The sequence below is a fragment of the Enterobacter sp. 04-C-12-SI-ECC genome (genome assembly GCF_047530715.1).
GTDB classification, from domain to species: domain Bacteria; phylum Pseudomonadota; class Gammaproteobacteria; order Enterobacterales; family Enterobacteriaceae; genus Enterobacter; species Enterobacter bugandensis.
This window is the reverse complement of record NZ_JBLKDI010000001.1, coordinates 367,067-393,096: the sequence shown is the minus strand read 5'-3', so window position 1 is coordinate 393,096 and position 26,030 is coordinate 367,067. Positions and strand designations below refer to the sequence as shown.

The window sequence follows — 26,030 nt, the reverse complement described above, 5'->3', positions numbered from 1 at the left end:
GGTGGGTTGTGGCAACAATGGGAAAGACAGAAATAATACTCACCTTAATTATTTTATTGCTTATTATATTTGGCTTATGGTTTATTTTCAGCGGTGAGATTTGGTTTTTCGTTGAATATCTGGAAAACAGTCTCTACCCCACTTTTGACGCACTGTAGTGCACGTTTAATTTATTGTTTCACCTACCGAATTTGTCAGGTATCTGCATTGCCCTCAGCCACGTAAGATACGCGGCGTTATCCTCCAACAATGTTGATAACGAATCACTAAATCATTTGCTTATTTCGCCCGTTCTCTGACGGGCTTTTTTTATTTCCGGCTATTAAGCAAAATCAGGTTTTTCGCCCGTCAGTCACCATGTTGGTGTAGCACCGCTCTGCTCCAGTCATAAAAGGCGCGTACCGAAGGTGGGAGATAGCGGTTTTGTGGATAGACAAGCGAAAGCGGTAAATCGAAAGAGACGTCCTCCATACAGCGGACCAACGCCCCGCTCTTCAGATACGGTTCAGCCAGATAGCTGGCCACGCGAATTAATCCGAGCCCTTGAATTCCAGCCTGGATATAGGCGTCGGTGTCATCGACGATCAGCGTCTCTTTCATGCGGATTGCACAATCGCCGTCATCACGCGTAAAAAACCAGTCAATGGTACGCCCGGTGCGGTGGTTCAGGTAGCCGACTGCGTAATGCTTTTCCAGTTGGTCGAGATTTTCCGGTTTACCACAGGCGGCTATATAGCCCGGAGAAGCCAGAACAACCCATCTGAAGTTCGCCAGAGGGCGCGCGACCAGCGTCGTTGAATCTTCTATCCTCCCGGTGCGGATCACGCAGTCATACCCTTCCTGAATAATGTCCTCCACGTTATCGCTGGAACAGAGTATCAGCTCCAGCTCGGGATACTGGTGGAGAAATTCAGGGAGACTGGGAAGGATGCAATGTCGGGCGAGAGACTGCGGCATCCCGACTTTAAAACGGCCTCTTGGCTGCGCGGATCTGCCGGGAAAGGAAGACTCCATTGTCGCAATATCCGTCAGCAGCCGTTTGCTCTCGTCATAGTAGCGTCGGCCTTCTGCGGTCACGCTGAGTTTCCGGGTGGTGCGCTGTAAAAGCTGAATGCCCAGGTATGTCTCCAGCTCCTTAACAACCCGCGATACGGTTGAGCGCGGTAGCCCCAGCACTTCTGCCGCCCTGGCGAAGCTGTGGGTCTCGACCACACAAACGTATACCCGCATTGATTCCAGTTTATCCATATTCCCACCGCGCCTGAAAAGATCGATTATCCCATTTTTACGAACAGTCTAACTTATGCTTGTCGTCTTATCGAATGCAGCCATCTGACATAACCTTGCTCAAGTTGAAGTAATCAAGCGATTTAACAAAGAGAGGCTCAGTATGAAAGAACGTGATATCACGACAGGCGAAAAAGTATTAGTGCTTGGTGCAGGACAATTGGGCGCTGCCGTGCTGGAGTATCTGGTTCCGGCAGTCACGCAGCGCGACGGCGCTGTCTCCGTGATCGTATCGCCCGGCTCCAGGGACAGCCGGGGTAAGCTTCAGTCCGAAACGCATCAAAAACTGGCTGATGCAGGGGCCAAATTTATCTCTGTCGATGTCGCTGCCAGCACGATTGACGCGTTAAAAAACCACTTCGCGGATTTTGATACTGTTATCAACTGCATGGGGTTTGTCGCTGGCGCGGGAACACAGATAAAGATTACTCGCGCGGTACTGGAGGCTGGCGTTAAACGCTATTTTCCCTGGCAGTTTGGCGTGAATTACGATGTGGTAGGCAAAGGGAGCGGTCAGCCCGTCTGGGACGAGCAGTATGATGTCAGGACGCTACTGCGGGAACAGAACGCGACGGAATGGGTGATTGTTTCAACCGGCATGTTTACCAGTTTTCTCTTCGAACCGGCATTTGATGTGGTGAATTTATCCGAAAAAACCATTAATGCGCTCGGAGGATGGGAAACACAGGTTACCGTGACATCACCTGCGGATATTGGCCGACTCACCACCGAAATTTATTTGCATCAGCCGCGGATCGTAAATGAAGTGATATTTGTCGCAGGTGAAACAACCTCATACGGAAAACTGGCAGAAACCGTTGAACGTGTGACCGGCCAAACGTTCACTAAAGACGTATTACCCCTCTCTGCGCTACTGGATGAGCTGCGTTTGAAACCGGATGATACGATGACAGGCTATCGTACGGCCTTCGCCAGGGAAGACGGTGTATGGTGGCCGATGAAAGATACCTGGAATGTACAGAATAACCTGCCGACCCAGGATATAGCGTCATGGCTAAAAACCGTCATTTGAGGACATCTCTTTTCAGGACGCTAATGAAAACTGGCGCTGTCAGCCGCGCCAGCTCTGGTTTAGCCGTGGCTACCTTGCGTTAACAGGCAACCGGTACTGATTAGTGCTTTTCAATATATATCGTCCGGCTATATGCCACGTCTTCCGGGTTATTGATGGGGTAACCCTTCACCCAGGGCTTAATCAGGCGACCGTTAGTGTACTGATAAATTGGCGCGATGGGCGCCTTCTCCATAAGGATTTTCTCCGCCATGTTGTAGTCCGCATTGCGCGCCTTCGCGGTGGTTTCCAGCGTCGCCTGCTGGACGATCTTATCGTAGGCAGGGTCATTAAAGCGGGAGATATTGCCGCTGTGAGTGGAGGTCAACAATGACAGGAACGTTGATGGTTCGTTGTAATCGCCCACCCATGAGGCGCGGATCACATCAAAGTTGCCGGTGTTACGGCTATCAATGTAGGTTTTCCACTCCTGGTTTTGCAGTTTGACATCCACACCGAGATTTTTCTTCCACATGGAGGCCACCGCAATCGCGATTTTCTGGTGGTTTTCCGAAGTGTTATACAGCAGGTTCAGCTTTAGCGGACGCTGAGGACCGTATCCTGCAGCCTGCAGCAAGGTTTTGGCCTGGGCGTTCAGCTCCTGCTGCGACATCTGCTCAAACGGCGAGGCGTCCGGAGTGAACCCTGCCGTCACGTCTGGGGTGAAGTGCCAGGCGGGCTTCTCCCCCGTCCCTAACACCTTTTCTGCCATGATACGACGGTCGATGCTCATACTCAGCGCCAGACGAACCCGTGCATCCGCCGTCGGGCCTTTTTGGGTGTTAAAGGCATAGTAATACGTTCCCAACTGAGGCGGCGTATAAACCTGCCCCGGAATGTCCTTCATGAGCTTCTGATACATGTTTTTTGGGAACGATTCGGTAATATCAATATCCCCTGCCAGGTAGCGTTTGGTCGCCGACGATTCCTGATTAATCGGCACGAAGGTCACCTTCTGCAGTACCGTTTTGGCATTGTCCCAGTAGTGCGTATTGGGCACCACAACCAGTTTTTCATTCACCACGCGGTCCTTCAGAACGTAAGCCCCGTTCCCCACCAGCGCGCCCGGTCGCGTCCACTCTTTACCGCTTTCGACGTTAGCTTTTTGTACTGGATAAAAAGCAAAGTTCGCCGTCAGGTTGCTGAACCACGGCAGCGGTTTGTCCAGCTGAACGCGTAACGTTCTGGCGTCCACCGCCGTCACACCCAGCGTATCGGGCGCGGCTTTGCCGTCAATAATGGCCTGCGCGTTATTAATTCCCGCCAGCGCGGCAAACCAGGCAAACGGAGAGGTGGTTTTCGGGTCAACCAGACGCTGCCAGCTGTAGACAAAATCCTGGGCGGTGACAGGGGAGCCGTCGGACCATTTCGCGTCATCGCGTAAGGTAAACATCCAGACGCGGTTATCGTTGCTCTGCCAGCGTGTCGCCACGCCCGGCGTCAGCTCCCCTTTCTCATTCTGATTAACCAGGCCTTCAAAGAGATCGCGAATCACCTGAATCTCTGGCAACCCCACGGCTTTCGCCGGATCCAGCGAAGCCGGCTCGTCTTTAATATGCCTGACCAGCTCCTGTTTTTGCGCCAGCGCAGTGCCCTGCGGCACGTCAGCTGCGAAAGAAAGTGAAGAGAGCCCGCACAGGCACAGTACGGCAAAAAGACGCGAAACAGGATGCTTCATAAGATCCCCTTTAATGAATTCAGGTATTAAGCAGATGCGTAATTATTTGTTTCGACAAAAAGAAATGCAAATAACTTACGCCTGAATAGTGATTTAAGGCAATTCTTAGCCATTACGGAAACTATTTGATTAACAGCGGGTTTTGCACAACACTGCCAGTAGTGACTTCTTTATCAGGATTTCGTATGGCAACCACCCGACCGAGAGCGGAACGCGGCGCCTTTCCGCCGGGCGCTGAGCAATATGGCCGCTCCTTTTTAGGCGCATCGCTGATCTGGTTCCCCGCCCCCGATGCAGACCGCGAAAGCGGCTTGATTCTTGCCGGCACGCACGGGGATGAAAACTCCTCCATCGTGACGCTTTCCTGCGCGCTGCGGACGCTGACGCCGTCATTGCGACGTCATCACGTGATTCTGGCGGTTAACCCGGACGGCTGCCAGCTGGGTCTTCGCGCCAATGCGCGAGGCGTTGACTTAAACCGTAATTTTCCATCAGCAAACTGGCGCGCCGGGGAAACGGTGTATCGCTGGAACAGCTCCGCCGAGGAGCGTGATGTGGTTCTGCTAACGGGAGATAAGCCGGGCTCAGAGCCGGAAACCCAGGCGCTGTGCCAGCTAATCCATAAGATCCATCCCGCGTGGGTGGTCTCCTTCCACGACCCGCTGGCCTGTATTGAAGATCCGCGTCACTCCGAGCTTGGCGCGTGGCTGGCAGACGCATTCGCCCTGCCGCTCGTGACCAGCGTGGGCTATGAAACGCCAGGCTCGTTCGGTAGCTGGTGCGCCGATTTGAGCCTGCCCTGCATAACCGCTGAATTCCCGCCGATCTCCTCCGACGAGGCCAGCGAAAAATACTTAAAAGCCATGGTGGATCTTTTACGCTGGCAGCCTCAGAGATGAAGCACGCCGCTGGTAAAATGGAGCGCGGGAGAGACGTCAACCGCCAGCCACGTCGGGCCATCCAGATCGGCGAAACGGACCTGATTGACAAGCGGTAGCGCCGCGCCGATTGCCCGGGATGTACAGAGCATACAGCCCAGCATCAGTGAAAAACCTTGCGCCCGGGCTTCTGCCGCCAGGGCCAGCGCCTCTGTCAGCCCGCCGGTCTTGTCGAGCTTAATATTAATCATCTCGTAGCGGCCCTGCAGCTCGCTCAAGCTCGCGCGGGTGTGACAGCTTTCATCCGCACAAACGGGCAACGGATGGATAAAGTTCTTCAGCGCCGCGTCATCTTTTGCTGGCAGAGGCTGCTCCAGCATGGCCACCCCCAGGTCGGCCAGCAGCTGACAGCGGGCGGCCAGCCCTTCTGGATGCCATGATTCATTGGCATCAACAATCAGCGTGGCTGAGGGTACCGCCGCGCGAATGGCGACCATCCGCTCGCTAATCAGACGGTCGTCGAGCTTCACCTTCAGCAGCCGGGCCCCGGCGTCATAAAGCGCTTTGGCGCTGGCGGCCATCTGTTCCGGCTCGCCAATCACTACCGTTTGCGCGGTAGCGACCGATTCCGGCAGCGCCACGCCCAGCAATGCTGTCAGGGGTTGCTGCTGTTTCGCCGCCTCGAGACTCCAGAGCGCACTATCAATGGCGTTACGTGCGGCCCCGGCGGGCAAACGATGCTGTAATGCCTCGCGCGTGAGCCCGGTTTGCAGGTCTGGCACCAGCGTCATGATATGCGCCATCACTGACGCGAGGCTTTCACCATAGCGCGGGTAAGGCGTACACTCCCCTACGCCTTTAAAACCGCCCTCTTCGATTTCAACGACCACCACGCTGGCTTCGCTTCGGCTGCCGCGGGAGATCACAAACGGGGTATGCAATGGCCAGGCTTCTTCATAGACCTTAACGCTTCTCATCACTGACTCCTTGCAGCCCGGAAAGGCGAAAAAATTTGGTTTGCCGTGTTATCCGCGGATGGCATACACTAGCCCCGACGTTAACTATATGTAAACAGGAAGATATCTATGTCACAACTCGTTCATTTCCAGGGCAACCCGGTTGCTGTTGCAGGTTCCATTCCGCAGGCTGGCAGCAAAGCGCAGGCTTTTACTCTGGTGGCTAAAGATCTGTCTGACGTCACACTGGCTCAGTTTGCGGGCAAACGCAAAGTGCTGAACATTTTCCCGAGCATTGATACCGGTGTTTGCGCCGCATCCGTGCGTAAGTTCAACCAGCTGGCAACTGAAATGGACAACACCGTTGTGCTGTGCATTTCTGCTGACCTGCCGTTCGCCCAGTCTCGCTTCTGCGGTGCTGAAGGCCTGAGCAACGTTATCACCCTCTCCACCCTGCGCAGCCCGGATTTCCTCGAAAACTACGGCGTCAGCATCGCCGAAGGCCCTCTGAAAGGCCTGGCAGCACGCGCGGTACTGGTTCTTGATGAAAACGACACTGTCGTCTTCAGCGAACTGGTTAATGAAATCACTACCGAGCCGGATTACACCGCCGCGCTGGAAAAGCTGAAAGCATAATCACTACTTAGCATTCTATACCGCTTTTTCAAAACCTCGCTATGGCGGGGTTTTTTATTAGTTACACGCTGAATCGTTAAAGCAATAATGAGCTTGCGTCACAAAATTAACGCAAATAAGTTTCAGGAATTCAGCAAAATAGCGATCAGACCCGCATATTGATCGTTAAACAACCCTGAATTTACCCTCAGTGAGGCGCATCACATTTCCCTTATCGCCAAAACATTAGATTTGCTTACGAAGTTAAATAATCGTTTCAGCAAAAAGGGATAAATATGAAAATAAAACTGGCTTTAACGCTCCTTTCGGTACTGGTTTCGGGCCAGGCCGCAGCAAAAACCTGGGTGCTGACAAGTGCTGAAAGCAGCGTGGAAAAAGGAAACTGGAAGATTTCCAGCGATGAGCTGAAAATTAACGATCGAACGTTCAGCATCGAGCAAAAAGTGTTGCACGGCGGCAAGCAGGAAGGCAGTAAAGCGATCGTTATTAGCAGTAAAAACGGCCTGACCATCACCTTAAGCCCGACGCGCGGGATGAACCTTCTGCATGTGGAGGGCTTTGGCACCAGGCTGGGCTGGAACTCCCCCGTTAAAGAGGTCGTTAATCCGGCGTATATCAATCTGGAAAGCCGAAACGGACTTGGCTGGCTGGAAGGTTTCAACGAGATGATGGTCCGCTGTGGCTACGAATGGACGGGTCATCCGGTCACCGCTGACGGCCAGATTTACACCCTACATGGCAAGGCGGGGAATACACCGGCATCTCAGGTGGAGGTAGAAATTGCGGATGCTGCCCCGCATGAAATTCGTATTCGCGGTCTCATCAAAGAAAGCACTTTTAAAAAAGCGGATCTGCAAACCATGACCGAACTGCGTTACGTTCCAGGAACCAACCAGTTCAGCCTGCATGACGTTCTGACGAACCATGCCGATTACCCTCATGACTATCAGATCATCTACCACAGCAACTTCGGGGCGCCTGTCCTCGAAGAAGGCGCGCGCTTCCTTGCCCCGGCGGCAAGCGTGAGCCCGTTCAATGATTACGCGAAAGCGGGCGTTAACGACTGGCAAACCTACGCCGGGCCGACAAAAGGCTTTGATGAGATGGTCTTTAACATCAAACCGCTTGCGGACAGCAACCATGAAACCCTCGCGGCGGTGGTGAATAAAGCCGGTGACAAAGGCGCGTCAATTCAGTTTGATACCCGCCAGCTGCCCGTGCTGACCCTGTGGAAAAATACCGATACGCCAAAACAAGGCTATGTCACGGGGATTGAGCCAGGCACCAGCTATGCCTACCCCGTCACCATTGAACGCGAGCAGAAGCGGGTTAAGCAGCTGCAGCCAGGCGCCAGCGCTCAGTTTGACCTGACCTATACCCTGCTACACAGCGCGCAGCAGGTGAAGGACGTGGAAAGCAGGATTGCGTCGATTCAAGGCGAGACAAAAACAGAGATCGTGACCACGCCGCTGGCGAAGGAATAAGCATTAAAAAAGCCTCTTTACAGAGGCTTTTTGTTATTCGTCACCTTTCTTATGATTCAATCCATACTCACGTAGCTTATTCGCAATCGCGGTATGCGAGACGCCAAGCCGTTTTGCCAGTTTGCGGGTGCTGGGGTAGCTGCGGTACAGCTGCGTCAGCACGGAGCGCTCGAAGCGGCTGGTGATATCATCCAGCGAGCCTTCCATCGCTTCTTCGCCTACCGATACCGTCCCGGCGTCGTAATCCGGCAACAGAATGTCCTGAGGGCGCAGTTCATACCCTTCCAGCTGGGTCAGCGCGCGATAAACGGCGTTTTTAAGCTGACGAATGTTGCCCGGCCAGCCGTAGCGCATTAACACCGTGCCGAGATCTGCAGACAGTTTCGGACGTGGAACGCCCTGCTCGTCGGCAAAGCGGGCCACAAACAGTTCCGTTAGCGGCATGATGTCCTGCGGACAATCGCGCAGCGGTGGAATGTTCAGCGTCAGGACGTTGAGGCGGTAATAGAGATCTTCGCGGAAAATCCCCTTTTGCACCAGCTCCACCAGGTTCTTCTGGGTGGCGCAAATGACGCGCACGTCCACATGCACTTCGTGATCCTCACCGACGCGGCGGAAGGTGCCGTCGTTCAGGAAACGCAGCAGTTTAGCCTGCATACGCGGCGACATTTCGCCGATCTCGTCCAGCAGCACGGAGCCGCCGTTGGCCTGCTCGAAGAACCCTTTCTTGCCTTCCGGTGCGTGTCCAAACAGCTCGCTTTCGACGGCATCTTCTGGAATTGAAGCGCAGTTAAGCGCCAGATACGGTTTTGCCGCACGCGGGCTTGCCAGGTGCACGGCGTGCGCCAGCAGATCTTTCCCGGTACCGGTATCGCCGGTAATCAGCAGCGGCGCGGTAAGGCTGGCAAGCTTGCGCGCCTGGTCAACCACGTGGCGCATTTTCGGGCTGACGGCAATAATCTGGCTGAATGCGCCAACGTCCTGGCTGGAGAGATTTTGCAGCTGGCGCCCCATGCGTAGCGTCGAGCGCAGCATGATCACCGCCCCGGTCAATACGCGACTATTTCCTTCTCCTTTCAGATAGACCGGTGTGATCTCCATCAGGAAATTCTGCCCGTTAATGACCACATGCTCGCTGTGCGTATTCTGCGGGTTGCTGTCCAGCCAGCGCTGGAAGTTAAAACCGGGGATCAGCTGCGCGGCGTGGTGGCTGCTGAGCTTCTCCTGGCTCTGCGCGAAAAGCTGGCAGCTCGCGTGGTTAACGCGCTCGACTTTACTTTTCAGATCCAAAGAGAGGAACGGCTCGGGCATCGCTTCAAGCAGCGCGCTCAGGGCGAGGTGCTCACGTTCGGAGGGCATCCAGGGTATGGTGCGTACATCCGTAACGCCAGCGATACGGCGGATTTCCGCCATCAGGCTGCTGAAGGTGTTAAATTCAATTTCGGCAAAATTGAGGTAAATTCGCCCGACAGGATCGATCTCAATGCCACGTAAATCAATGCTACGTAAAACAAGAAGATCGAGTAATTCGCGGGTCAGACCGAGACGGTCTTCACAGAAGACTTCAAGACGCATGGGAAATTCACCGTTTTAAGCCAATAACGTTAAAATGATATGTCAGAACTCGGTGAACCGGAAGATGGCTGTCAACAAATATTGACAGCCAGCACGATTAGTAAACAAAGCCTTAAGGAGACGGTTTTTTATTGAGCGTTTCTTTCAGCTGACCGATCAGTTCACGCCTGAAATCCCCCAGCCGCGGCTTATCGCCATCAATCCACGGCAGCGGACGGCACACCTCCATCGCTTTGATACCCAAACGCGCCGTCAGCAAGCCCGCGCCAATGCCCTGAGCTGCACGGGCTGAAAGACGCGCCGCCAGATCCTGCGACATCCAGTCCATTCCCACTTCGCGCACCAGCTCGCTCGCGCCCGCAAACGCGATATTTAGCAGGACCAGTTTGAACAGCCTGAGCCGGCTGTAGTAACCCAGCTCTATGCCGTAAAGGTTCGCGATACGGTTGATGAGGCGCAGGTTACGCCAGGCGATAAAGGCCATATCCACCAGCGCCAGCGGGCTGACGGCAATCATCAGCGTGGATTCCGCCGCCGAGCGGCTAATCTCACGCCGCGCCTGGGCATCCAGCACCGGCTGAACCTGATGGGAATAGAGCGTGACCACCTCCCGGTCGTTCTGGGTTTCATGGATGGCGGCGTACCAGCGCTGGAGCGCCGGATGCGACTGATCGATACCGGCCTGGCTGGCCAGTTTTTCACAGAAGGCGCGGCCTTTGCCGGTGCCGTGGCTGTGGAGGAGATCCCGCGCTTCATCGCGCTCGTGCGCGCGCTGTCGCAAACGCCAGAGGCGGCGCCACTCGGTGGCAACCGACCCGACGCCCGCCCCCACGATGAGCGCGCCCGCGGCACATCCTCCCAGCGCAACCCAGTCCTGGGTTTGCCAGGCGTTCATCGCCCACTGCACGCCCTGCCCGACCACGCTGATGCCAAACAGCGCCAGACCGGCGGTGACCATCTTGCGCCACAGGCTGCGTTTAGGACGCAGAGCGGCTTCCACGGCCGCCTCCGCCGGACCTTCCTCGACGGCGGGATCGTCCGGCAGCGCCGGGGCAAAGTTCTCCGCCTGCGCGCCGCTGAACGTCTGGGCCGTTTTAAAGGCGTCCTGACGCTCGGGCTCAAGCGTTCCGGTAAAGTCTATGCGCGGTTTTAACGGTTCCGTCATCGCAATTTATCTCCAATCAAAAACTCCAGCGCCGCATCCAGACGGATGTGCGGTAACGGCCGATCGACGCTCATGGTCTGAGGGCGGAAGGCTTCAAACTGGAAGCCCTGACTCTGCCAGAAGGCCTGACCCGGCAGCCGCGCGGGGACTTCGCCGGGATAGACGGTAAGCGGCTCGCCGTCACTGAGTCGATTCCCGCGTAATGCTGGTATTTTCTCGCCGTTAAGGTCAATCAGGCCGCTTTGGGTCGCCTGCACCGATGCGAGCCCAAGACAATCCATACTGATGCCTTCAAACGCGGCGTTTTGCCAGGCGTCCTGCACCAGCTGCTGCAGCAGAGAAACCATGTTGGCATGCTGATCGACCGTAACGTGATCGGCTTTTGTGGCCGCAAACAGTAGCTTGTCGATCACCGGTGAGAACAGACGACGAAACAGCGTCCGCTGCCCGTAGTGGAAACTCTGCATCAGCTGCGTCAGCGCGAGGCGCATATCGTTAAATGCCTGCGGCCCGCTGTTGAGCGGCTGCAGGCAATCCACCAGCACAATCTGGCGGTCGAAACGTAAAAAGTGGTTTTTATAAAAACCTTTGACCACCTTTTCGCAGTAGTAATTGTAACGCTCGCGCAGCATGCCGGCATTCGTGTGTTTGTCGGCCTGTGCCAGCTTCGACTCGCCTGCGCCGTCCACATCCGGCCACGGGAAGAACTGCAGCGCGGGCGCGCCTGCTAAATCACCCGGCAAGACAAAACGGCCCGGCTGGATGAAGTGCAGCCCTTCCTGTTTGCACTGATGCAGATAGTCCGTCCAGGCTTCAGCAATGGTCGCCAGACGGTTTTCATCCGCAGGCGCCAGCGGATCAAGGCCCTCGCACAGCTGTCGCCATTTCGTTGACCACTCTGCGCGTTGCCCTTGCAACAAGCCCGTCATCTGGCGGGACCAGCTGAGGTAGTCCTGCGCCAGCATCGGCAGGTCGAGCAGCCATTCGCCGGGATAATCGACGATTTCCAGATACAGGGTTGAGGTATCCTTAAAGTGACGTATCAGCGATTCATTAGAACGAAAGCGCAGCGCAAGGCGAATTTCACTGACGCCTCGCGTTGGCGTCGGCCACGCGGGCGGATCGCCGTAAAGCTGCGCCAGCCCTTCGTCGTAGGTAAAACGCGGTATGCCAAAATCACGCTGAGGGACGCGCTTAACGCCCAGCAGACGCTCTTCCCGCACGGCGCTGAGCAACGGCAGCCGCGCACCGGCGTGCAGGTTCAGCAACTGGTTTACCATCGCGGTGATGAACGCCGTCTTACCGCTGCGGCTCAGGCCGGTAACGGCCAGACGCAGATGTCGATCAACGCCGCGGTTCACCAGTGAATTGAGTTCGTTCTTAAATCGCTTCATCGCCATCCTTCATTGCCCGGAAGCCAGGAATGTATGGCTTCAGAATACAATAAATGGGGGCAGATCGTTGATTATCAATTCTTATTTATTGCTATTGCCGTTTTCTCTCCAGTAAGATGAACGACATTGCTGTCAGTCCGGAGTGAGTAAGGTGTATGTCACCCACCATCTATGATATCGCACGGGTTGCGGGCGTATCGAAATCAACCGTTTCCCGCGTTCTGAATAAACAAACGAATATTTCCCCTGAAGCGCGAGACAAAGTGCTTAAGGCGATAGACGAATTAAATTATCAACCCAACAAACTGGCACGCGCCCTGACCTCTTCTGGCTTTGATGCCATTATGGTTATTTCGACCCGCTCGACCAAAACTACTGCCGGTAACCCTTTTTTCTCCGATGTTCTTCACGCCATTACGGCAAAAGCGGAAGAGGAAGGGTTTGACGTTATTTTACAAACCTCGAAAAGCAGTGAGGACGATCTGCAGAAGTGCGTGGGAAAAATAAAGCAGAAGATGATCAAAGGGATCATCATGCTGAGTTCACCCGCAAACGAATCTTTTTTCACCACGCTGGACGAATACGGTGTGCCCGTAGTGGTTATTGGAAAAGTAGAAGGAAAGTTCCAGAATATTTATTCTGTTGATACGGACAATTTTCACGACAGCGCTATTCTGGTCGATTCGTTTATTAAACATGGGCGAACAAAAATTGCCTGTCTGCATGCCCCGCTCGATTATCACGTTTCTATCGATCGCCTTGCGGGTTATAAATCCAGCCTTGAGAAGCAGGGTATCGCCATTAACCCGGACTGGGTCATTGATGGCGGATATACCCATGAAAGCGCGCTCCAGGCAGCCTGCAAATTACTCTCGTCTGACAACCCGCCCAATGCCGTTTTTGCTACTGACAGTATGAAATTGTTGGGTCTTTATCGTGCAGCGGATGAGTTAAATTTGATGGTTCCCGAGCAGGTTGCTATGGCAGGCTACAGCGATCCGATGCTGTCTCTCGTTTTAACCCCTGCGCCAGGCGGGTTTGATATTCCGACGAGAAAGCTCGGCGAAGAGAGCTGCAACGTGTTGTTTAAGCGTATTGCGGGTAAACCTGCGCCGCATAAGATTTTGGTTGATACCCATTTTTCGGATGCGGCGTCCTTGCGCTAAAAACCAGGGGCAATCGCCCCTGGTAAATCATGATCAGAACGCGTAGTTCACGCCGACACCTGCGTAGTGGAAGCGATCGCTCTCACCTTCATCATGGTTTTCCCATTCGTAGGCATATTCCAGCGTCATGGATAAACCGTTGTTAAAATCATAGGCGTACAGCATACCCAGACGGTTGAAATCATGTCCTTCACGCGTCGGATCGTCCTGCCAGTCCCAGTTTGACCAGCGATCGAGTCCCAGACGGGTATAAGGCGTTAACGTCGTCTGGCCTAACGAAATCGGCAGGTAGGCACGAATTTCCTGGGTAGAAAACTCGCCGTTATTACGTGAGCTGTCCATATTGAAGCCGCGCTCTAAATAATAATTTACTTTCGCAGAGAACGTTTCGTTGATGGTCCAGGTAAAACCGGTTTCGGTCTCGACGCGGCTGTCAGAATAACCGGTTTTATCCAGATCGTTGGCAAACTGATACATGGCAAACCAGCCGCCAAAGCGCCAGTCGTCGGTTAATTTAATATCCCAGTCAGGCTGAACTTTGTAACGCTGCATATTAGCGCTGCCGTCTTTGGCACCGTGTTCATCTTTAAAGTGATAACCATAATTGCGGAAGCCACCGGTCAGACCGAACGTAAAATCATCGGTGCCGATAAAGCGATAGCGCAATTCAAATTCCGGGCGATCGAAATAGGTGCCACGCGTCATGCTGCTATAATCAACCGGCCCTTCCTGATACATTGCCAGAGAGATTGTCCAGGCATCCCATGTTGCATTAAACCATACGGAGGGTTCATATAATCCATCTTTATCGTCGCTCTGACCTTCGACGTTTTCAATTTCATACATGGCACCGATATTAAACGCCCACTGCTTTGCGGGTTCTGTTGCTTGCGCGCAGCTAACCCCTGCGCACAGAACGAGCGCAGCACTTCTTAGTAGAGTACTCATTAAATATTCCCTTTATAATTAACAAACAAAAAAAACCGGAAATTTGCATTTCCGGCAAACACCTTTCTTATCTAATAGCCGCTTCGGTATCGGCGTCGAAGAAATGGCACTTATTCATATCGAACTGAATGCCGATAGTATCTCCGGCTACGTAGTCATTGGCCGCGCCTGCGCGGACAACCAGTTCATGTCCGCCCACGGTGGCATAAAGCATAAATTCGGCACCGGTAAGCTCAGCGACACTGACTTTCGCCGCGATATCTTCTCCGCTGCTCTGCAGGGTAAGAATGTCTTCCGGACGGATCCCGAAGACGACCGCTTTACGCTGGTAACCTTGCGCATTCAACTCGGCCAGCTTGTCCTCAGGGATCTCCAGACGCAGCGTTTCCGTTACGAAATAGCGATCGTCGATAGCGCCACGAATGAAGTTCATTGCCGGAGAGCCAATGAACCCTGCGACAAACATATTGGCCGGCTCGTTGTATACCTGCTTCGGCGCACCCACCTGCTGAATGATGCCGTCTTTCAGGATCACGATGCGGGTCGCCATCGTCATGGCTTCCGTCTGGTCGTGCGTAACATAGATCATGGTGGTGTTAAGCTTCTGGTGCAGCTTGCTGATTTCGGCACGCATCTGCACGCGAAGCTTGGCATCGAGGTTGGATAACGGCTCATCCATCAGGAAGACGCCCGCCTCGCGCACGATCGCCCTGCCCAGCGCCACGCGCTGGCGCTGACCACCCGATAAAGCGCCTGGTTTACGCTTCAGGTATTCGCGTAGCCCTAAAATCTGCGCCGCCCAGTTCACGCGTTCTTCAATCACCGCGGGCGCTATTTTTTGCATTTTCAGGCCAAACGCCATGTTGTCGTAGACCGTCATATGCGGATAAAGCGCATAGTTCTGGAATACCATCGCGATATCACGCGATTTGGCAGGCACGTCATTCATGCATACGCCGTCGATAATCAGTTCACCCGCGCTGATCTCCTCAAGACCGGCAATCATTCGCAGCGTCGTGGATTTACCGCAGCCCGACGGACCGACGAAAACAATAAACTCTTTGTCTTCAATTTCGAGGTTGAAATCCTTAACCACGTGGACCTGGTTATCATAGATTTTCTGAATATGTTTCAGAGAAAGTTGAGCCATAATTTATTCCTTATCAATACGCCCGGGACGCCCAGAATTCTGTCAGGCATTTCCAGGTCAGTTCCCGCGTTGAATGAAGTTGTAATCCCGCATGGTTAAGGCCAGGCCCAATCCCGACCGACAGCATTCCTGCGGCGTTGATTGCTTCAACACCCGCAGCGGCATCTTCAATGCCAATCGCCTCTGCAGGACGCACGTTCAGCCCCGCACAGGCCGCAAGGAAGATCTCCGGGTCCGGCTTTGAACGGCAAATGCGGGAAGCATCAGCGCAAAAATCGAAGGCCTGATGAATGCCCAGCGCGTGCAAAATCCCTGGGGCATTGAGCGATACGGACGCCAGCCCAATCTTGACCTTCGCGGCACGGATCTCCGCCAGCACGTCGCGGATCCCCGGCAGCAGAGAATCCTGCGTCAGTGATGCCAGCGACTGGACGTAAAGCGCATTTTTTTTCGTCGCAAGCGCCAGGCACTGCTCCTCACTAAACATCCCCTCTTTTCCGCCGTGCTTCAGAATGCGCTGGAGGGAATCCATGCGGCTTATTCCCTTGAGCTGTTCGTTAAACACTTCGTCGAAGGTAATGCCAATTTCCTCCGCCACGGCACGCCAGGCCAGAAAGTGAAGATGCGCGGTATCGGTGATCACACCGTCCAAATCGAATACAACAGCCTTAAGCGTCATGTTGCCCCTCCGTGGTAGCGGTCCCATTCACGGACGCAAGAAAATCCTTATACGCGAACACTTCTCGCTCCGGGATATGGAGCGTTTTGCCCCACAGCGTCAGCGTGGCAGGCGCCGTGGTTTCAATGGTTAACACCTCGTTCTCATACGTGAAGTGCATTGCTGCGTTCCGCCACCGCAGCGGGAAAGCGAGTTTCTGCCAGTGAGCAGGCAGTTTTGGCGCGAGATGCAGTTCCCCTTCAATGATTTGCAGGCCAGCAAATCCCTGAATTGCGCCAGACCAGATCGCACCGGTTGCCGCAGCATGAATGCCCTCATCGCTGCTGTGCGGATCCTCGCCCAAATCAATGGCGATGCCATCGCGCCAGAAGGCATAGGCCCCCTGCGTGTCACCGCAGCGCGCGAGCACAATCCCGTGAATGGCCTTGCTCAGGGACGAATCATGGATCGTGCGTGGCTCATAGAACGCCAGATTGGCGGCGCATTGCTGTGGCGTAAACCGTTCTGGCAGCAGGTAGTTAAGCATCACCACATCGGCCTGCTTCAGGATCTGCATCTCGTTCACTTCCGCGCGGGAATAATCGAGCAGAATCGTCTGTTTACCCGCTTTGGCTTTGTAGCGGCTCAGATCGATGGCAGGTTTTGCCATGAAGGAATCATCCTGCGGGATCACACCGTCTGCATCGGCCTCCGGTAGCCATAAGCGCGCCAGGAACTGCGCGGCATTCTCCGTAAAACGCTCATCCTCACGCCCAAACATCGCCATAAACTGGCGCGCACAGGCCACGTTGTGCCAGGCCAGATAGTTGGTGTAAGCGTTGTTGTTCACGTGCTCGGTGTATTCGTCCGGTCCGATGACATCATGGATTTCCAGACGACCATTGACGTCCGTTGCGCGTCCCATCCAGAACAAAGCCGTTTCCATCAGCAGCGTCAGGCCTTCGTTACGCATAAAGGCGTCATCATGCGTCGCCTGCCAGTACGCAACGACGGCCCAGGCAATATCAGCCACGATGTGATGCTCAGCAAATGCGGAAGCCACCTTCTGGCGTACCCCGGTGCGGATGTTGATTGCCGCGAACTCCGGCGTCTCTTCCTCTCCGCTTGCGGCGCTTTCCCATGGGAACAACGCGCCCGGCCAGCCGTTACGACGGGCTTTTTCCCGTGCGCCAGCCAGATTAAGCCAGCGATAGCGCAGCAGGCTGCGGGCAACCTGCGGGCGGGTAAACAGATGGAAAGGCAGCAGGAAAATTTCGGTATCCCAGAAGACGTGCCCCTTGTACCCCTCACCCGTCAGCCCTTTTGCGGCGATACTGCTTCGCTCATCATGGGCTGGCGTCATCGTGGTCAGGTGCCAGACCGCATAATCCAGCGCCAGCTGATCCTGTTGCTCCGTGGAAGTCACTTCCACACGGGCGTCGCGCCAGACCTCTTTCCAGGCATACGCAGAGCTCTCACGCAGCGCCTCGTAACCTCTTGCCGCACTGACTTTGAGATCGGCCAGCGCGTTACGTGCGAAAGTTTCCTGCGACAGCGCTTTATCGCTGCGATGCGTTACCCAGACGATCTTCTCAAGCGTGACAGTGTCACCCTGAGCAATCGTCAGCGAATGATGCACGCTGAGTCGACGATTTTTGGCGGTGAAGCAGCTGTCGCTCTTCGTCGAGAGCTGACAAAACGCCGAAACAACAACCTCCGACGCCCGATCCTGCGTTTCATACACCCCCTGCATATAGTGCTGATCAAAGACTCTGACCGAGAGTTCATCCAGATGCTGTCTGCCGCTGTTCGTTTGCGTTGCGTCGATGCCGGTTTTCAGCACGGCATGCGTGGCGGCATCAAGAGGCGTGATCGCGAGCTGCATAGCCACTAATGGCAACTGGTCCAGCGACACAAAACGACGGCTCTCCAGCCGATAGCGCTTGCCGTCGGGCGAACGCCAGACAACGTTACGATGCAGTTCGCCGTTAGCGAATGCCAGCTCGCGCTGCCACTCAAGAATTTCCCCGGCAAGGAGGGTGAAATTGACGCCGTCCAGCTCTACATCAATACCGGTGATATCCGGCAGATTGACCAGCTCGGTGGTCTCGTTGCGCCCCGCGCGATGATACAGCCCAGCGAGATACATGCCTCTGGTCTGCTGGGTGTACTCTTCTTCATGCGCGGCGCGAATGCCCATGTAGCCATTGCCGCATGCCATGATGGAGGCGTATTTATTCAGGCTGTGTGGACAAAAGCCCGGATCGGTTAATACAGAGACGTTCAGCATAGTGTTACGCTTTCCCCTGTTTCTGCGGATTCATAAAGCGCGCCAACAAGCTGCTGAATCACCAGTCCCTGTTCTGCATCGGCAATCATCACGGGCTCTCCCAGCACGTGACGTACAAAGGCATCCATGCTGCGCAGATGGCGCTGATCGTCCGCCTCTTCGCGCTGGGTAAGGGTTTCTAAAACACCGGCTTCGTCGTTGTAGATGTGCGCCGGGAACAGCGTTGCACCCGCCTTTTCACCGCAGAAAGAGACGTTCATGATCGACTGCTCGCGAATGTTAAGCGCAAAGGAGGTGTCCAGACGCAAAATGCCGCCGTTGCAGAATTCAATCGTGCCAAACAGCGCATCTTCCACGGTAAATTGCGCAGGATCCCACTCGCCAAACTGACCGGTGCTTTTACGGTTTCCCAGCCTCTGGAAGCTGTGCGCAGTCACCCGTTTTACCGCCGGGAAACCCAGGACATACATTGCGGCGTCGAGCATATGAATGCCGATATCAATTAGCGGTCCACCGCCCTGTAGCGATTTGTTGGTAAAAACGCCCCACCCCGGCACACCGCAGCGACGCAGCGCCTGCGCTGAGGTAAAGTAAACCTCACCGAGCGTTCCGTTCATTACCGCATCGCGCAGGAGTTGGGTATCCAGGGCAAAGCGATGGTGAAAATCATAGGCCAGGACTTTTCCTGCCTTGCGCGCCGCGATGCGCATCTCATCAGCCTGCTGCGGCGTCATCGCCGGGGGCTTTTCGCACATCACATGGCAACCCGCCTCGAGCGCCGCCATCACGTGTTCAAAATGGAATCGGTTGGGCGAACAGACGCTCACCACATCCGGTTTTACTGCCTGCAACATCTCGTGAGCGTCCTGCCATGCCGATGGAATAGCATAACGTTCCGCGAACGCCTGTGCCTGCTCAAGGCGGCTGTCCATGACAGCCACCATTTGAACATCACTGCGCGTGGCGTAATACGAGGCATGCACTTTGTCCGCGACCTGCCCGGCGCCAATAATGGCGACGCGCAGAGGCGAAGGTGTAGAAGCACTCATCACGCTCGTCATCCTTAGCATTCACGCAAATAAGTGAGAGAGTCCTGATAAGCCTTAGCCGGATCCTCGGCGCGAACACGGCATTCATACACCACGTATCCCTGATAGTTATCGGCACGCAGCTGATCGAACAGGCTGGCGAAATCGAGGCTGCCGCTGCCCGGCTGATAGCGATGATTATCTGCAATGTGAACATGACCCAGCAGATCGCGGTTCTGATGCAGCGCGTCTGTCAGCGAGTCTTCTTCAATGTTCATGTGATAGAAATCACCGATGATCTGCACGTGCTTCAGGCCGTTCTCTTCGATATAACGACGCGCGTCTGCCAGGGTGTTGATCATATGATCCTGGTAGCGGTTCAGCGGCTCCAGGTAGACGGTGGTGCCGGTGCGCGCGGCCACCTCATCCAGCCAGCGCAGCGAGGCGCTTACGGCTTTGCGGTCACCGTCCAGGCTGCGTGGAGAGGTCATTGGCGGCAGACGGAAGGTAAACATGCCCCAGGCCGCAGGCACGATAATGCCCTTTCCGCCGACTTCCGCCAGCGCTTCCAGAATGCGTTCGATCTGCTGTAATCCGTTCAGACGGCGTTCTTCGATGAAATCACCGATCCAGCCATCGTACCCGCCACATGCTGTCGTCACCGGCAGGCCCGTGGCTTTGATAGCGGCTTTCACTTCGTCGAGATTTTCCACCAGCAGACGTCCGTCAATTTCGTAGCCATCAAAACCCATCGCTTTGATGTACTCGAATTTTTCCATGATGTTGGTCGGGAAAAAGGCTTGGTTTTGTGTTGCGATCTTCATGATTTGCTGTCCTTAGCTTAAAAAGTGACGCCCATTTTGATACTGAGTTCCGGATGCTGATCGACATACTTCATATAGCTTTCCGGGCTGGTGGTGAAGGTCACGACCGGGTCGATCAAATCTTCACAGTTCAGATAACCGTTCATCAGCAATTCCCAGCAGGTCTCTTCGATACGCTTGCGGCTCCAGCGCGGATAGTCCGGGTTCGGTTCACTGCAGGCGCGGGAGAAGACAATCTTAGCGTTGTTGAAGTGCGCTTCGCGGCCCAGGTTGAAGCCTGCCGCAAACGGTTTGGCGAAGGCCACGTAGGAGATGGTGCCGCCGTAGGCGAGCCCGCGCAGCGCGGACTGCAGCGCATCCGCAAAGCCGCTGGTTTCGATGATCACGTCCGCGCCCTGCTTCCCGGTCAGCTTTTTAATTTCCAGACCGACATCGGTACCGATTGGATTCAGGCAGTGGTCCGCGCCGTGACGGCGAGCGATCTCACAGCGGTGTTCAATCGGATCAACGCCGATAACCACTGACGCACCGGCTTTTTTCGCCAGCTGAATCGCAATCTGTCCGATGGCTCCCAGACCGACCACGACAACAAAGTCACCCACACGGACGTTGGCATCACGCACGCCGCTCATGGCGAACTGCGCCGGATCGTAGCAAACGGCATTCTTCCAGGACGCGCCCTGCGGCATTTTACGCAGCTTATAGTTGTTCACCGCGTTAACGATGACCGTCTCCTGCAGCGGGCCGTAGCAGCAGACGCTGTCGCCGATCTGGTATTCCGTTACGTCTGCACCGCATTCAATAATGTCGCCAACGATCATGTTGCCCAGCTGGAACTTACCGAATTCGATACCGCGCGCAGCGCCCTCTTCACGCGGCGTGAACATCTGCCACTCTGCGTTGAACTCTTCATCAATAAACGGGCTTGCCGCGCGGAAATCCACGACTTCCGTTCCGTGCTTCGGGGCGCCAAAGCGGGCGCGAATTTTCACTTCATGTGCTTCTACAGCACGGTCTTCATACTCCACCAGCGCCGCTACGCGTGGCGCTGTCGCAACTAACTTCTTCATAACTTGCTCCTGATAAAAAATTGGCCGCCTTAGCCCTTGACGCCACCGGCGGTCAAACCACTTTTAATAAAACGTTCAGAGAGTGCGTACATGATGACCACCGGAAGCGCCGTCACCAGCGATGCCGCCATCATGCGACCCCAGATATAATCTGGCGTACTAAAGAGCGTGTTCAGCCCGACCGGCAGGGTAAAGTTGCTGGCACTGGACAGGAAAATGGAGGCAAACAGGTAGTCGTTCCATGCCACCATGAAGCAGTAAACAAACACCGACACGAGACCGGAAATGGCCAGCGGCACGGTAATGCGGAAGATGATTTGCAGGCGGTTCAGACCATCCATCATCGCGGCCTCTTCTATTTCGTCCGGGATGGTGTCGAAATAGCTGCGCAGCATGAATACCGCCGTAGGCAACGTCTGGGTCACCATGGTGATAATCAGCGCCAGTTCAGTGTCGTAAATGCCGAGCGCGGTGATGATTTTGAACAGCGGCACCACCAGCAAAATCCCGGAGAACATATAGACGGTGTAGAAGCTCGCGTTGATCGTCGCGCGCCCCTTAAAGCGCAGCTTGGACAAGGCGTAAGCGCCCAGCGTGCCGAGAAACACCGCAATTACCGATGACGTCAGCGACACCACCATGCTGTTGCGGAAGTAATCCACGAACGGGAAAATTAGCGGGTTAAAGATGTCAACGTAATGCTGAAGCGTCCACGCCTGCGGCAGAATAGTCGGATTCAGCGATATGGCCTCTTTCGCGCTCTTGAATGACGTCATCAGCATCACGAAGAACGGGAACAGCGTGATAATCAGAAATACCGCCAGCCCCAGATAGAAACCAATACGGCCCAGTATGCGTTTATTTGTTGCCATTGAGGTTTACCCTTTTTCTGGTCAGCAGAATGACGGCGAAGATGATCACAAACAGCACAACAGAAATGGCGGCTGCTTTGCCCAGATCGTTGAATGCAAAGGCAGTTTTATAGAGATACACGCCCAGAATATCGACCTTCGTGGTCAGCAGATAAACATCCGCAAACATGTAGAACATCCAGATGGTTCGTAGCGTCACCACCGTTGCCAGTACAGGCATGATGGCGGGCAACGTGACGATACGGAAACGCTGCCAGGCGTTGGCTCCGTCCATCTCTGCCGCTTCATACAGCGATTTATCAATGGTCTGCAAAATTGCCAGGAATGAGATAAAGGCATACGGGAAGTAGCGCCAGATGGCGAACAGCACCACCAGCACGAAGCTGCTGCCAGGGTTGTCGAACCAGAGCGGCGCCTGGTCATACAGATGCAGCAGATCGACGCCCAGATAGTTCACAATGCCGTAGCCGTTGTTGAACATGTATTTCCAGGCAAATACCAGGGAAATAGAGGGCGTCACGTAGGATAAAATCACCAGCGAACGCGCCGTCTTCCGGAGACGAAACTCACGGTTAAAGAAGATGGCGACGGCAAGACCCAGCCCGGTGCTGCCGAGCACGACCAGCGCCGTATACCAGAACGTCATCCACAGCGAGTGCCAGAACGCAGCATCCCCCAGAATACGGATATAATTATCCAGGCCAACAAACACCGCATCAATACGCGGGTTAAGCGGCAGGCGTAAGAAACTGATTTCAATATTGGAAATCATTGGCCAGGCCACCAGGCCCCCCAGCAAAATCAGGCTGGGGGCCAACAGCAGCATGGCGAAAGGCATATCTGAACGACCAGAAAACAACGTCTTCATAATTTCCTTCCGCAGAGCGCTCCTATCGTTGTGAAATCAGGTCAGTCAGTCGCGTCTGGCTCTTGCTAAGCGTTGCGCTGAGATCTTGTTTACCCACGGTGACGTTATGCACCATGGAGCTGATAATGCCGGACCCTGTCACATCGCCCATGCGCGTGAAGTTTTTGTCGCCGACAGCACCAAACACCTGTACGTTCGGGAATTGGGCGATCAGTTCATAAGGCAGTTGCCCAAACGCTTTAATCACCTCGTTGTTTTTCCAGGTATCCGTTCCTACGACCAGCGTGTTCACCGGCAGCGCCGCGCCCGGCGACATCATGACCCAGTCAGTTGCGTTTTGAGCCTGCTCCATCCACGTCACAAACTTTTCAGCCGCTTGCGTTTCTTCTTCGGTTTGTCCGCTGGTGATCGTCAACGAGGTGACCATGCCATAAACGGCAGAGGACTTTTCTGTCGGGACAACGAAGCCAAGGTTGGCAGGATTACCATCCTGGAATACCGCCGGCAGGATGTAGGTGGAATAGACGGCCATCGGTGCAGAACCGTTCATGAAGGCATCTTTGATCTCCATGACGTCGTTCGAGCCCGGCATGGTGGTTGCGGCCAGCGCTTTATAGAACGCCAGTGCTTTCGCCATTTCAGGGGTGTCAATTTCAACGTTTCCGTTGGCATCAAAAACGTTCGCGCCGCCGGAAAGCGCAAACTGGGAGAACGCCTGCTCGGTCATGACGCTTTCCGCGGTGGGCAGCGCAATACCGTAATGTTTGTTGGCCGGGTCGTTAAGCTTCTGGCTGGCTTTCAGCAGCTGTTCCCAGTTATGCGGTTCCTGAATACCCGCAGCGGCAAGCACATCTTTGTGATACCAGATGCCGGACAACCAGGCGCTCATCGGCACCCCCGTCCAGGCTGTGCCGTCTTCAGTACGCACAACGCGCAGGATCCCGTCATAGAAGGTCTTTTCGCCTACCGCTTTAATGGCTTCACCGATAGCCTTGCGATCCAGCAGTTGTTCCTTATCCATGACTTTCGCGTAATCATGGCTGACTTCAATCACTTCAGGCAGCGCGCCCGTTCTGGCGAGCGTAATCACTTTGGTGTTGTAGGCATCTTCTTCCACCGGCACCTGCTTCACCGTAATGCCGGGGTTTTCTTTCTCGAATTTTTCGATCAGTTTCGTAATAATCGCCTGGCGCTCCTGCTCTACTGACGAGTGCATGAACTCAATGGTCACAGCAGACGCTTTATCATCTTTACAGCCTGATAACAGGGCGCACGAAACCAGTGCTGATAACAGCACAATTTTGGGCATTTTCATTTTAGGGTCCTTTTTAGTTTTCTTTAATCCACATAACCTGCCATGGATTGAGGGTCAGCTCTTTACCGCTAACAGCTTGTCCTGATAGTAATTCCATACCAGTAAGCGTGTCCCCATAAACGGTATGAACGTTATTACTAAAATTAAACAGGGCTGTAATTCTCTCACCGTTTTCAGCCACGCGTACAATTTTAAGAATTTGTTCATCCATTGATTCAAAAAATGCCTGGGCATCAGGGTGAAACGCACTTTCCCCACGACGAATCGCAATAAACTCGCTTAAACGGGAATAAATTTTATGACGAATGCTATTTTTATTATTAAGTTCGAGATCAACCTGACCGGCGGTATATTTCTTGCGGTTTATCGCGCGGTTATAGCCGAGGCGCTCGACCCCTTCATAATCGTTACGGGAGCCAAGAATACTTTGAATATACACGGCAGGTACACCTGGGAAACTTAACAGCACCGCATGCGCCAGAATAAAGCGCGCAATGCGTTCATCATCTGAACTGTTTTGCGCGCTTAACGCGTCAAGATAGGTCACATTAATTTCGTAAGGACTGCGCGTACCGTCAGGATTATTTTTCCAGTTGACCAGCGCCCCTTCCTGCTGAAGTTTCTCAACCAGTGCGAGGATTTCTGATTCCGGCAGAATGCCGCGCAGTGGGTTCAGACCGATACCGTCATGAGACGCCAGGAAATTGAACCAGGTCGTTTTTGTTGAAGGCAGCGCCAGCGATCCCGCCCACTGACAGAGAGCGTTAACATCCTGACGGTGCACTGCATGCAGCACCAGCGGCGGCAAGGAGAACTGGTAGACCATCTGGGCTTCATTTTCACCGTCACCGAAATAAGAGATATTGTCCTTATGCGGGACGTTCGTCTCAGTAATGATCACGGTACCCGGCGCCACGGCCTCGGTAATAGCACGGAAAAGCTGGATAAGGCAGTGAGTCTGTTCCAGATGGATGCAGCTTGTTCCAGGGATCTTCCACATAAACCCGACGGCGTCCAGACGGATATAACGCGCCCCTTCCGCCAGGTAATGGAGCAGCACGTCAACCATCGCAATCAGCACCTGAGGCGAGGCGAAGTTAAGATCGATCTGGTCATCGCTGAAGGTGGTCCAAAGATGACGCACGCTGCCATCATGCAGCGTAAACGGCGTCAGCAACGGTAATGCGCGAGGACGCGTCACCGCAGATAAATCAGTTTCTGGATCGACAGCAATAAAGAAATCTTCGTAGCCAGGTTTCTGCGCAAGATAATTAGCAAACCATTCACTTTTTGCTGACATATGGTTGCAGACGAAATCAAACATTAAGCTGGCAGACTGTTTTAGATCAGCAACGTCTTGCCAGGTCCCGGTTTCAGGCGCAACGTTGTGGTAATCAATAACGGAAAATCCGTCATCAGAGGACCACGGATAAAAAGGTAAAAGGTGGACATGGGAAAACGTGCGAGCAAGCCACTCATTATAAAAGCGGGTAAATACCGGCAACGCTTTCTCCCCTTTCGCGGAGAACTGATCGGCGTAGGTGATTAGAACAACGTCTTTTTCATCCCAGCCTGATTTACGCTTTTCTGTAATATCAACAGCAGCTTGTTCAAGCTTTGTTAATAACACTTTAAAATGTGCTTCAGAAAATGATTCACCGTAAATATGATTGATAAGTTTTTTAATTTTTGCGTTCACATTATTCTCCATGGTAG

23 protein-coding genes are annotated in these 26,030 nt (G+C 54.2%); 6 read left to right on the top strand and 17 right to left on the bottom strand.

Annotation, left to right across the window (positions count from 1 at the left end; genetic code table 11):
* The first annotated feature begins 17 nt into the window (after positions 1-17).
* Complete coding sequence (locus ACMWL8_RS01940) at positions 18-158, top strand: Ecr family regulatory small membrane protein (protein ID WP_032644880.1); 141 nt, start codon at positions 18-20, stop codon at positions 156-158.
* A gap of 190 nt (positions 159-348) precedes the next feature.
* On the opposite strand, the gene ACMWL8_RS01935 is transcribed toward ACMWL8_RS01940, so the two are convergent.
* The gene (locus ACMWL8_RS01935; RefSeq protein ID WP_028013354.1) at positions 349-1,248 is read right to left on the bottom strand and encodes a LysR family transcriptional regulator; all 900 of its coding nucleotides are present in this window, start codon (positions 1,246-1,248) and stop codon (positions 349-351) included.
* A gap of 142 nt (positions 1,249-1,390) precedes the next feature.
* Here ACMWL8_RS01935 and ACMWL8_RS01930 point away from each other — a divergent pair, with 142 nt between their 5' ends.
* A complete protein-coding gene (locus ACMWL8_RS01930; RefSeq protein ID WP_045260641.1) occupies positions 1,391-2,320 on the top strand; it encodes an aromatic alcohol reductase in 930 nt (309 codons plus the stop codon).
* A 100-nt stretch (positions 2,321-2,420) separates the two neighbouring features.
* Here the strand turns inward: ACMWL8_RS01930 and ACMWL8_RS01925 are convergent, their stop codons facing one another.
* Positions 2,421-4,037, bottom strand: a complete 1,617-nt coding sequence (locus tag ACMWL8_RS01925) for a peptide ABC transporter substrate-binding protein (protein ID WP_028013356.1) — start codon at positions 4,035-4,037, stop codon at positions 2,421-2,423.
* Positions 4,038-4,222: 185 nt separating this feature from the next.
* Here ACMWL8_RS01925 and mpaA point away from each other — a divergent pair, with 185 nt between their 5' ends.
* Positions 4,223-4,936: a murein tripeptide amidase MpaA gene (gene mpaA, locus ACMWL8_RS01920; protein WP_028013357.1), complete on the top strand. Its 714-nt coding sequence runs from the start codon at positions 4,223-4,225 to the stop codon at positions 4,934-4,936.
* On the opposite strand, the gene ycjG is transcribed toward mpaA, so the two are convergent.
* Entirely contained in the window at positions 4,927-5,892 is a 966-nt protein-coding gene (ycjG, locus tag ACMWL8_RS01915; RefSeq protein ID WP_045260642.1) for an L-Ala-D/L-Glu epimerase, read from the bottom strand. The two genes, mpaA and ycjG, sit on opposite strands and share 10 nt — an antisense overlap.
* 108 nt (positions 5,893-6,000) lie before the next feature.
* Between ycjG and tpx the strand changes: the two genes are divergently transcribed.
* Positions 6,001-6,507 (top strand): thiol peroxidase, encoded by a 507-nt coding sequence (gene tpx / locus ACMWL8_RS01910; protein WP_041909703.1) that lies wholly within the window; start codon positions 6,001-6,003, stop codon positions 6,505-6,507.
* A gap of 275 nt (positions 6,508-6,782) precedes the next feature.
* The gene (locus ACMWL8_RS01905; protein ID WP_045260643.1) at positions 6,783-7,991 is read left to right on the top strand and encodes an aldose 1-epimerase family protein; all 1,209 of its coding nucleotides are present in this window, start codon (positions 6,783-6,785) and stop codon (positions 7,989-7,991) included.
* A 33-nt stretch (positions 7,992-8,024) separates the two neighbouring features.
* Here the strand turns inward: ACMWL8_RS01905 and tyrR are convergent, their stop codons facing one another.
* The 3 genes from tyrR to ACMWL8_RS01890 form a co-directional block, all read right to left on the bottom strand.
* A complete protein-coding gene (tyrR, locus tag ACMWL8_RS01900; protein WP_028013361.1) occupies positions 8,025-9,566 on the bottom strand; it encodes a transcriptional regulator TyrR in 1,542 nt (513 codons plus the stop codon).
* A 112-nt stretch (positions 9,567-9,678) separates the two neighbouring features.
* Positions 9,679-10,731 (bottom strand): YcjF family protein, encoded by a 1,053-nt coding sequence (locus ACMWL8_RS01895; RefSeq protein WP_045260645.1) that lies wholly within the window; start codon positions 10,729-10,731, stop codon positions 9,679-9,681.
* Positions 10,728-12,125, bottom strand: coding sequence for a YcjX family protein (locus tag ACMWL8_RS01890; protein ID WP_045260646.1), 1,398 nt, complete (start codon positions 12,123-12,125; stop codon positions 10,728-10,730). Before ACMWL8_RS01890 ends, ACMWL8_RS01895 begins: the two co-directional genes overlap by 4 nt.
* A gap of 155 nt (positions 12,126-12,280) precedes the next feature.
* Here ACMWL8_RS01890 and ACMWL8_RS01885 point away from each other — a divergent pair, with 155 nt between their 5' ends.
* Positions 12,281-13,291, top strand: a complete 1,011-nt coding sequence (locus ACMWL8_RS01885; RefSeq protein ID WP_045260647.1) for a LacI family DNA-binding transcriptional regulator — start codon at positions 12,281-12,283, stop codon at positions 13,289-13,291.
* Between the two features lie 33 nt (positions 13,292-13,324).
* Here the strand turns inward: ACMWL8_RS01885 and ACMWL8_RS01880 are convergent, their stop codons facing one another.
* The 11 genes from ACMWL8_RS01880 to ACMWL8_RS01830 all read right to left on the bottom strand — a co-directional run bounded on the left by ACMWL8_RS01880 (position 13,325) and on the right by ACMWL8_RS01830 (position 26,025).
* Positions 13,325-14,239: an OmpG family monomeric porin gene (locus tag ACMWL8_RS01880; protein ID WP_028013365.1), complete on the bottom strand. Its 915-nt coding sequence runs from the start codon at positions 14,237-14,239 to the stop codon at positions 13,325-13,327.
* 67 nt (positions 14,240-14,306) lie between these two features.
* Positions 14,307-15,389, bottom strand: coding sequence for an ABC transporter ATP-binding protein (locus tag ACMWL8_RS01875; RefSeq protein WP_041909689.1), 1,083 nt, complete (start codon positions 15,387-15,389; stop codon positions 14,307-14,309).
* A 13-nt stretch (positions 15,390-15,402) separates the two neighbouring features.
* A complete protein-coding gene (gene pgmB, locus ACMWL8_RS01870; RefSeq protein ID WP_045260648.1) occupies positions 15,403-16,068 on the bottom strand; it encodes a beta-phosphoglucomutase in 666 nt (221 codons plus the stop codon).
* Positions 16,058-18,337 carry a glycoside hydrolase family 65 protein gene (locus tag ACMWL8_RS01865; protein WP_045260649.1) on the bottom strand — a complete coding sequence of 760 codons (2,280 nt, stop codon included), beginning with the start codon at positions 18,335-18,337 and terminating at the stop codon, positions 16,058-16,060. Before ACMWL8_RS01865 ends, pgmB begins: the two co-directional genes overlap by 11 nt.
* Complete coding sequence (locus ACMWL8_RS01860; RefSeq protein WP_028013369.1) at positions 18,331-19,389, bottom strand: Gfo/Idh/MocA family protein; 1,059 nt, start codon at positions 19,387-19,389, stop codon at positions 18,331-18,333. The genes ACMWL8_RS01865 and ACMWL8_RS01860 overlap by 7 nt, the downstream gene beginning before the upstream one ends.
* Before the next feature lie 11 nt (positions 19,390-19,400).
* Positions 19,401-20,189, bottom strand: a complete 789-nt coding sequence (locus tag ACMWL8_RS01855; RefSeq protein WP_045260650.1) for a sugar phosphate isomerase/epimerase family protein — start codon at positions 20,187-20,189, stop codon at positions 19,401-19,403.
* Positions 20,190-20,206: 17 nt separating this feature from the next.
* On the bottom strand, positions 20,207-21,259 hold the full coding sequence (locus ACMWL8_RS01850) for a zinc-dependent alcohol dehydrogenase (RefSeq protein ID WP_041909681.1): 1,053 nt from the start codon (positions 21,257-21,259) through the stop codon (positions 20,207-20,209).
* Positions 21,260-21,288: 29 nt separating this feature from the next.
* On the bottom strand, positions 21,289-22,131 hold the full coding sequence (locus ACMWL8_RS01845) for a carbohydrate ABC transporter permease (RefSeq protein ID WP_028013372.1): 843 nt from the start codon (positions 22,129-22,131) through the stop codon (positions 21,289-21,291).
* Positions 22,118-22,999 (bottom strand): carbohydrate ABC transporter permease, encoded by an 882-nt coding sequence (locus ACMWL8_RS01840; RefSeq protein ID WP_028013373.1) that lies wholly within the window; start codon positions 22,997-22,999, stop codon positions 22,118-22,120. The genes ACMWL8_RS01845 and ACMWL8_RS01840 overlap by 14 nt, the downstream gene beginning before the upstream one ends.
* A gap of 22 nt (positions 23,000-23,021) precedes the next feature.
* Positions 23,022-24,314, bottom strand: coding sequence for an ABC transporter substrate-binding protein (locus tag ACMWL8_RS01835; protein WP_045260651.1), 1,293 nt, complete (start codon positions 24,312-24,314; stop codon positions 23,022-23,024).
* A gap of 13 nt (positions 24,315-24,327) precedes the next feature.
* On the bottom strand, positions 24,328-26,025 hold the full coding sequence (locus tag ACMWL8_RS01830; RefSeq protein ID WP_045260652.1) for a sugar phosphorylase: 1,698 nt from the start codon (positions 26,023-26,025) through the stop codon (positions 24,328-24,330).
* Positions 26,026-26,030: the final 5 nt, after the last annotated feature.

Bases quoted from the DNA above. Each gene is read 5' to 3' on its own strand.
- ACMWL8_RS01940 (WP_032644880.1), top strand. From the start codon at position 18: ATGGGAAAGACAGAAATAATACTCACCTTAATTATTTTATTGCTTATT.
- ACMWL8_RS01935 (WP_028013354.1), bottom strand. From the start codon at position 1,248: ATGGATAAACTGGAATCAATGCGGGTATACGTTTGTGTGGTCGAGACC.
- ACMWL8_RS01930 (WP_045260641.1), top strand. From the start codon at position 1,391: ATGAAAGAACGTGATATCACGACAGGCGAAAAAGTATTAGTGCTTGGT.
- ACMWL8_RS01925 (WP_028013356.1), bottom strand. From the start codon at position 4,037: ATGAAGCATCCTGTTTCGCGTCTTTTTGCCGTACTGTGCCTGTGCGGG.
- mpaA (WP_028013357.1), top strand. From the start codon at position 4,223: ATGGCAACCACCCGACCGAGAGCGGAACGCGGCGCCTTTCCGCCGGGC.
- ycjG (WP_045260642.1), bottom strand. From the start codon at position 5,892: ATGAGAAGCGTTAAGGTCTATGAAGAAGCCTGGCCATTGCATACCCCG.
- tpx (WP_041909703.1), top strand. From the start codon at position 6,001: ATGTCACAACTCGTTCATTTCCAGGGCAACCCGGTTGCTGTTGCAGGT.
- ACMWL8_RS01905 (WP_045260643.1), top strand. From the start codon at position 6,783: ATGAAAATAAAACTGGCTTTAACGCTCCTTTCGGTACTGGTTTCGGGC.
- tyrR (WP_028013361.1), bottom strand. From the start codon at position 9,566: ATGCGTCTTGAAGTCTTCTGTGAAGACCGTCTCGGTCTGACCCGCGAA.
- ACMWL8_RS01895 (WP_045260645.1), bottom strand. From the start codon at position 10,731: ATGACGGAACCGTTAAAACCGCGCATAGACTTTACCGGAACGCTTGAG.
- ACMWL8_RS01890 (WP_045260646.1), bottom strand. From the start codon at position 12,125: ATGAAGCGATTTAAGAACGAACTCAATTCACTGGTGAACCGCGGCGTT.
- ACMWL8_RS01885 (WP_045260647.1), top strand. From the start codon at position 12,281: ATGTCACCCACCATCTATGATATCGCACGGGTTGCGGGCGTATCGAAA.
- ACMWL8_RS01880 (WP_028013365.1), bottom strand. From the start codon at position 14,239: ATGAGTACTCTACTAAGAAGTGCTGCGCTCGTTCTGTGCGCAGGGGTT.
- ACMWL8_RS01875 (WP_041909689.1), bottom strand. From the start codon at position 15,389: ATGGCTCAACTTTCTCTGAAACATATTCAGAAAATCTATGATAACCAG.
- pgmB (WP_045260648.1), bottom strand. From the start codon at position 16,068: ATGACGCTTAAGGCTGTTGTATTCGATTTGGACGGTGTGATCACCGAT.
- ACMWL8_RS01865 (WP_045260649.1), bottom strand. From the start codon at position 18,337: ATGCTGAACGTCTCTGTATTAACCGATCCGGGCTTTTGTCCACACAGC.
- ACMWL8_RS01855 (WP_045260650.1), bottom strand. From the start codon at position 20,189: ATGAAGATCGCAACACAAAACCAAGCCTTTTTCCCGACCAACATCATG.
- ACMWL8_RS01850 (WP_041909681.1), bottom strand. From the start codon at position 21,259: ATGAAGAAGTTAGTTGCGACAGCGCCACGCGTAGCGGCGCTGGTGGAG.
- ACMWL8_RS01845 (WP_028013372.1), bottom strand. From the start codon at position 22,131: ATGGCAACAAATAAACGCATACTGGGCCGTATTGGTTTCTATCTGGGG.
- ACMWL8_RS01840 (WP_028013373.1), bottom strand. From the start codon at position 22,999: ATGAAGACGTTGTTTTCTGGTCGTTCAGATATGCCTTTCGCCATGCTG.
- ACMWL8_RS01835 (WP_045260651.1), bottom strand. From the start codon at position 24,314: ATGAAAATGCCCAAAATTGTGCTGTTATCAGCACTGGTTTCGTGCGCC.
- ACMWL8_RS01830 (WP_045260652.1), bottom strand. From the start codon at position 26,025: ATGGAGAATAATGTGAACGCAAAAATTAAAAAACTTATCAATCATATT.